A 6,738-nucleotide genomic window follows, 5' to 3' on the forward strand; every position below is an offset into this window, starting at 1 on the left:
CACGCCAGGGCAAGCGGACTCGACAGGGGGCAGGGCGGAACCGACACCCCGTCAAGACGGCCCCGCCTGGGCGACAAATCTCCGGCGCAGCCAGTTTGGAAGTGTTTTTCTGAAGCTGTCAGCATCCGCCCGCCAGGATGCGGCATCCTCCAGGAGTTTGCGGGCGGTCTTGTCATCCTTGCCGAGCCTTGCCTTTGGCCAATACGCCAGATTGCCTTCCCAGGCCGTCAGATAGCCATCTGCCCAGATCGAGATCAGCGTTTCCTCTTCGGGGATCAATGCGATCCCGACGGGCGTGCGAAGATTTGCCAGCGCGCCATTGTAGCGAAGCATCAGCAGGTCCAAGATCCGCTGAAGCGTCTTGTCGCTTTCGATCTCGGGTCCGATGATGGTCAACAGGACCTGGGCCCAGGCTCCCGGCGGAACGAACTCGGGCGCCGTGCAGACACCCATCATGAAACCATCGACCCACCATTCGGTCAGTCCGGCCGGCTTGAGCAGCTTGCTCAGTTCGCCGGGTCTCTCCGGACGGATGTCGGGTATCTTCATGCCCGCCGGTGCGGGGCCGCTGGTGACTTCGAACGGGACATGGTCATCTTCGTCCGGGGATGCGGTCCCCAGGACGCTCTCATGCAACCAAACCTGAAAGGACTGGTCGAAGATCCTCTCCATGATCGGCGTTTTCTTCAATGCCCGCCCCTCTTCCAAAGCCGTGGCAACGGCGACAAACTGCCTTGCCTCCGGATCACCGGCAGCATGAAGCAAATGCGCCATGCGTGCGATCACGCGGGCCCAGAATGGTCTCCGGCCTTCAAGGGTTCGCCACAGGTCGCGTTTCAGCGCGGCAGGCGTCTTCGCGGCTTCGATCGCCGTGGTGAAGGTGTCACTGTCTTCAAACCAGCTTTCGAAAATCATCGGGAAGTGCGTTTCCCAATCGGAACTGGCATTGATCAGGCGCCCCCGTGCTTGAAGGGACATCGCGGCAACCTGTCCGTCCGGATCGGCCAAGGCGGCAATTTCGGAGACCGATGCGGGTCGCGGACGCAACTCGGACCAGCCCAGGGCCTGGACCACGCCGACCAGACCGGGGGCGGGTGGATGCCCGGTCTGCACGCCCTCGGACAGGCCGATCGCGATCGCCTCTTCAATGTAGTCGACCGGTACGTCTCGTATCTCCACCTCGGTCGCCATCATATCGATCAAGCGGCGTTGTTCGCTGGCACTCGAGCAGGGGACCAGATAGGCATCCTTGATCCCGAACCCTTGTTTGATCAACACCACCGCGACGCTGCGCGTCCCGCCTGCCTGGATTGCGATGGTCATGCTCTGGGCACCGGTGCCGTCCACGAGGCTCGTGAGCGCCCGGTGTACCTTTGGTGCGGCCCTGGATGTTGCGCGTCCGGTCTCATGACGCAGGGCATTTCTGACGATAGCGTCGATCCCCGTACGCGTGTCTTCATCTGCGATCCAGCTGCGCATGACGGTCAGTCGCCCGATCATGTCTGAGGTCATCGCATTGGCGGCCAGCCGATCCGCCAGGCCATCGATGGCTCCACGACGGATTTCGGCCCTGCCATCGAGCAACAATGCGCAGCCGAGCTCTCCCAGGACAGTCTTGGGGCGCGATGCGACGTGCCGAACAACGGCCTGCCTGACGGGGGCAGGAAAGGTGGCAATCAACTCTGCAAAACCGGCATGGAGGGCCGATATGCTGTCCACCCGACCGCCTGACACCTCCTCCAGCAGCTTGTCGATGAGCGGCTCAAGCTCGGGCGCGTCAGAGAGGTCCAGATCTCCCTGCATGTCGTCTGGCATATGAAACTCGCCACCCAGGGCATCCGGGGCGTGCAGGCCTGCCCGAACCCAGCAAGACGCCAGAACCAGGCGCCCGCGATCCGTGAGGGCCTCTTTTTCCTTGAGAGCCTGAATCTCGCCTTCGAGGTGACTGATGAAGCTCGCTCCCACAATCTTGCCGTTTTCCCGCGCCATACGAGCCTCATCCAGAGTGGATGACAGGAGTGAGACAAGCCGTTCATCGTGATTATTACGCTCCTCGAGACGGCCAATCGCCGCAACGACCGCCACTGCCTGCTCTGGCTCGGCAATCAGGGAAAGGGCGACCCGCTTGAATGCATGGCGCGCGCCCGCCTCTTCGAGGTCCTGTGGCAGCGCATCCAGAAGGCTCTGGAGCTTGGGAGACAGCATGAAATCCTCTGCTTGTGCGATGGCGCGTCAGAGATTGATTTGCCTTGGCAAGGTTGGAGGAAATGCTACTCGATCGCAATTCTCGCGGCGTCGTTTTTTTCCAGTACCGACCACGACACACACCCAAAGGGTGGTTTTCGGCAGCGTGACCACGTCCCTCGCGAAGGGCTACGTGTCTGCCAGTGACGGGCGCGACGTATAGGATGCGATGCATGTGCCATTCCGCAGCCACCATCTGCCAGAATGAACTGGCCCCATTTTCGACCGGACACCTGGGCCTGAATCAGGAGGCTTAGGCATATCCCTAAGCAGGTGTAAATTTCCGATGAGAAGTGACCCGGTATTTTCACCGAGATTTGACCCATATGAACACCTTTCCCCGACCCATTTTGCTCCGGGATTGACACCACCGCCTGCACTCAGCCTTGGGGTATCTCAGCCCCGCCCAGTTGGAGAACAACCACGCCCGCACCCCTGTCAAAACACACGCGTGATCCTGTCCATCCCGAGGGGCGCACTCCAACAAGGGGTCACGATTGGATGCTGATTGACAGCGCAGCCTCGATTTCAGCGCAGACCGCCATTCATGACCCAATGCAGTCGTCCGTCGTGCCCACGCGCTACTGCCAGGCCCAAGTCATTTGTCCGAGGTTCAAAGATGTTTTTCCGGTGCGTAGAAGACCGTAACCAGGCTTCGAGCACCTGTTTGGCCTTCGAATATCCAATTGCCACATTTTCTGTCACTACATCAAAGTCATAGCCTACGCGTAAGACGCGATTACCGGGCAAACTGCCATCCGTGCCAATATGGCTGAGACGGTCGTGGTTAGCATTGTCGCAAGCGTGCATTTGCGCCCCTCTGACGAGCGAGGGAGACATATAAAATTGCGGCAGACCGGAACGCCGTCGTTCTTCGTTGATCTGATGCAGGAGCCGTTGGACCAGCTCGCCGGCATTGTAGGGAACTGTACAGGACATGGCAGGCACCGCCAGCGATGCCCCGAATAGCACGAAAGCGACAACTAAAGTTGCTTTCCTCGCATCGAACAACCCTAAGAGATTTTTCATGATCTGGGTTTTCACAGCTGGATAATACTAAGGCGCCCCGGTTCGGACGATGAGTTCTCATTTTACCCAACGGCTCTGACATTTACAAATGTGTTGTCGGTTCTTACTTAATCAATTACAAAGCTTCGAACGTGCCTGTCTTATTCTCTCGATGACCACAGTTGCCGACGAATGGATTGCACCAAGTCAGACGTGCTTTTTGCGTTTTTTCAGAACACTGACACCGGACAATCCGGTCAATGCAAGCAATATCATCCAAAACGCGGCCGGCAGGGGAACCATCGGAACATCTCTTCCGCTCTCGCCCGGCTCGGCACTGCCTCCGCCAGGAACGATGATGTCAGACTCGAAGTCACCCAAACTGGCCCGGCTGCTGCCACCGCCACCACCTACGAGCCCGCTGAAGCTACGGAAGCTGCCAACGGGCCTGGAAAAGGACCTGCCGCTGCCCGTCCTCTCGTTGGTAGTCATTATGGCAGGCGTCGCCTCATCGACACCGGTGAAGAACGGCACAAAGACCTCGTCCAGGTACAGCTCGCGTGTCTGCGACATGCCGAGAACACCGCATTCGGCCACGGTATAGCTATCACCTCCTGATTTCGAGATGGCACAGACCGGCGCTTCCAGTGGCGCATCCCCGAGGCAGCCGCGCACCGTGTTGGGCTGGTCTGGAAGATTGGAGTCGGCTGCCAGGCTGATATGGGCACGGTTCGATCCCATGGTCAGGTCGGAATCAAATATTCCAGGAATATATGCCCGTTGCAGCTCGCCTCGGTCATCGAAGGCGACATAGACATCCTGCGTTTGCGAGAAAAAGCCGGTCACGGCGCTCAGTTGCCCCAGAAAGACGTTGTCGGGAATGTCACGCATCCGGCAATGCTTCAAAGCGCTCGGGTCTACGCGCAGTTCGGGATCTGGCCGTGCGCTAAACTCGAGCCGCAGCCCTGTAACCGGAACGGGCACGACGGGTTGGGAGGCTCCGGTCTCTTCCGCAGGCAGCGTGCCCAGGTTCTCCGGCACATCCTCGTTCGGGGTGTCAGCCACGCGGTCATCCGCATGCCGCAATTCCATGGCTGAGCCCGGTATGTCTGCATCCGCTACATCATAATTCGAAACTTCTGCGGTCGGTAGATCATCGACAGCCGGCGGATCTTCCAGCGTGACCAGACAGGAGTCCAGTCCGGCCATATCCGGCGCCATTATCTGGTCGATAATCCGTCGACCGGTCACATCAGATGTCGCGCGCAGAGTCGGTGCGGTGCCGCGACGCAGCACATCCGCCAGCAACTGCGCGGTGTCGCCTGTCAGCAACAAGCTGTCATTGCTAGGCTCGAGCGCGTCCACGAGGTCAAGCGTTTGGCCGTCGATCCGCATTTCGATCGGCCTTGAAGGATCGGGCGAGTATTTCAGCTGGACTCGGAACGTGACTGGTTCGTCCGGACGCGCGATGGCCTGGACCGAGCTGGCAGGGCTGCGGGTCACATCTTCAAAGGAAACCGGAGTGCCGTTCGGGGCGGAATACGATGCGTCGGCAATCGGCAAGACCCGACTGGCAACACAGGAGATCCCGTGTTGCGTCCGGACAAGACTGACATTCTCACCTTGGCTTTCAAGAAACGTTTGTGAGACCGGACCACCACGACGGGTGCTTGGATCAATCACCGTAACCGTTGATGCACTGGCCGATACAGAAGCCAGCAGCGCAAAACCTATGCAGCCGCACCAAACCGATATTTCGTAACCATTTTTCATATGTACGACAGGCACCCAGATCCCGGTTTTCTCACTGATGCGGACAAACCAACCACTTCTCTAAACACATGTGCACGTATATCAGGCACACGGTTAAATTTTGATTTAAACTTAAAGATATGGTGAACGCAGCAACGAAATTGCGCAGAGTTGAGAGCCAGTTAACTTGATGAGTAGTCTTGGGCGGGAGAGACATCATCCAGTCCAGGGCTTGGGTTTCTCCGGCCTTGCCCGGTGACAGACAAATTTCCCGCACAGACGGGAGTTCATCACCTAACAGGCTGCTTCTTCTGTGGTTGCCGCCCGTAGTGCAAGAAGTTTTTGACCCTATTGGCGTGTGATCGAGTGCGGACTTCTGTTAGGCCTCGGCATGCGGCATTTCCAAAAGCCGCGGGCCGCGATGGTAGTCAGCGGATCGGGTCCACATCTGAACAACGAGCTCTCGGGCTCGCAGCAGCCTGCTGGTTCTCCCGGTCCGGATCTGTTAGATCGTTTCGCCCATTCAGGTCGTTGGCTTCTCACACTCCCCTTGGCACCGACACTTGGTAACTACGACATGATACTCATGTCGCCGCTGCCAGCGCCGGATCTCTGTAATCCTCGTTTTTCGTCAGCATCACCCAGAGTTGCCGCGCCATCTTGTTGGCCAGCGCGATCGCGCCCAGCCTCTTCGGCTTGCGCGCCCGCATTCGGCCAAGCCAGCTGTCGGGTGGAATCTTGTGGCGCGCACCGCCCATGATCCGGGTCATCGCCCCGATGATCAGGAGCCGCCGGATGTCACCTTGGCCTGCTTTTGATGTCCGGCCGAGACGCGCCTAGAGGTGGTTTGGTTTGTCTGAACAGGTTCCGGGCGTTTTCTAAGTGGTTTTCCGCCTCGGTTATGCCGCCGCTGCTTTGGGCATCGGCTGATTGAAGTAAGCCTGGTCGGGCGTCCCGGCCGTCAAGCGATGAATGCAGGCGCCGGCCATTGTAGAAGCCGAGATAGCGGCCAATCCCGGCACGGGCTTCCGAGACGCTGGCGTAGGCCCGCAGGTAGACCTCCTCATATTTGATGCTCCGCCATAGACGCTCGACGAAGACGTTGTCGTGCCAGGCCCCCTTGCCATCCATGCTGATCCTGATCTCACGTGCGGCCAGCACCTTGATGAAGTCGATCGACGTGAACTGGGCGGTCTCAAGCGGTCGTCGCAACACCCTTTTGAAGGAGGTTGCGACGACCGGTTGAGACCGCCTTGGCTGCCCTGATCCGTGTTGAAGATCTCGGGCGTGCCGTGTTTCACCAGTGCCTCCTCCACAGCTTTTATGCAAAAATCGGCCTCCAGCGNTTCACCAGTGCCTCCTCCACAGCTTTTATGCAAAAATCGGCCTCCAGCGTGATCGACACCCGCCAAGCAAGGACGCGCCGGGTGAACCAGTCCAGCACGGCGGCCAGACATATGAAGCCGCGCGCCATCGGGATGTGGGTGATGTCCATCGCCCAGACCTGGTTGGGCCGGGTGACGGGCAGTTTCCGCAGCAGATAGGGGTAGATCTTGTGCCCCGGCGCCGGTTTCGAGGTGTTCGGCTTGCGATAGAGCGCCTCGATGCCCATGCGCTTCATCAGCGTGGCAACGTGCAGCCGCCCGACCTTGAAGCCTTCCTGCACCAGCAGACCCCGCAGCATGCGGCTGCCCGCGAATGGGAATTCCATATGCAGCTTGTCGATCCGGTGCA

3 protein-coding genes and 2 pseudogenes are annotated in these 6,738 nt (G+C 59.1%); all 5 read right to left on the reverse strand.

Annotated elements, in window-relative coordinates:
* Window positions 1-51: 51 nt before the first annotated feature.
* Window positions 52-2,205 carry a UPF0149 family protein gene (locus V8324_RS14010; RefSeq protein ID WP_336420551.1) on the reverse strand — a complete coding sequence of 718 codons (2,154 nt, stop codon included), beginning with the start codon at window positions 2,203-2,205 and terminating at the stop codon, window positions 52-54.
* 567 nt (window positions 2,206-2,772) lie between these two features.
* On the reverse strand, window positions 2,773-3,288 hold the full coding sequence (locus V8324_RS14015) for a CAP domain-containing protein (protein WP_336420552.1): 516 nt from the start codon (window positions 3,286-3,288) through the stop codon (window positions 2,773-2,775).
* Window positions 3,289-3,459: 171 nt separating this feature from the next.
* Window positions 3,460-5,025: a hypothetical protein gene (locus V8324_RS14020; RefSeq protein ID WP_336420553.1), complete on the reverse strand. Its 1,566-nt coding sequence runs from the start codon at window positions 5,023-5,025 to the stop codon at window positions 3,460-3,462.
* 563 nt (window positions 5,026-5,588) lie between these two features.
* Window positions 5,589-5,834, reverse strand: a pseudogene (locus V8324_RS14025) (IS110 family transposase); the annotation flags it as partial.
* Window positions 5,835-5,903: 69 nt separating this feature from the next.
* Window positions 5,904-6,738: pseudogene (locus V8324_RS14030) on the reverse strand (transposase); the annotation flags it as partial.

The organism is Roseovarius sp. D22-M7, assembly GCF_037083785.1.
Lineage (GTDB): Bacteria > Pseudomonadota > Alphaproteobacteria > Rhodobacterales > Rhodobacteraceae > Roseovarius.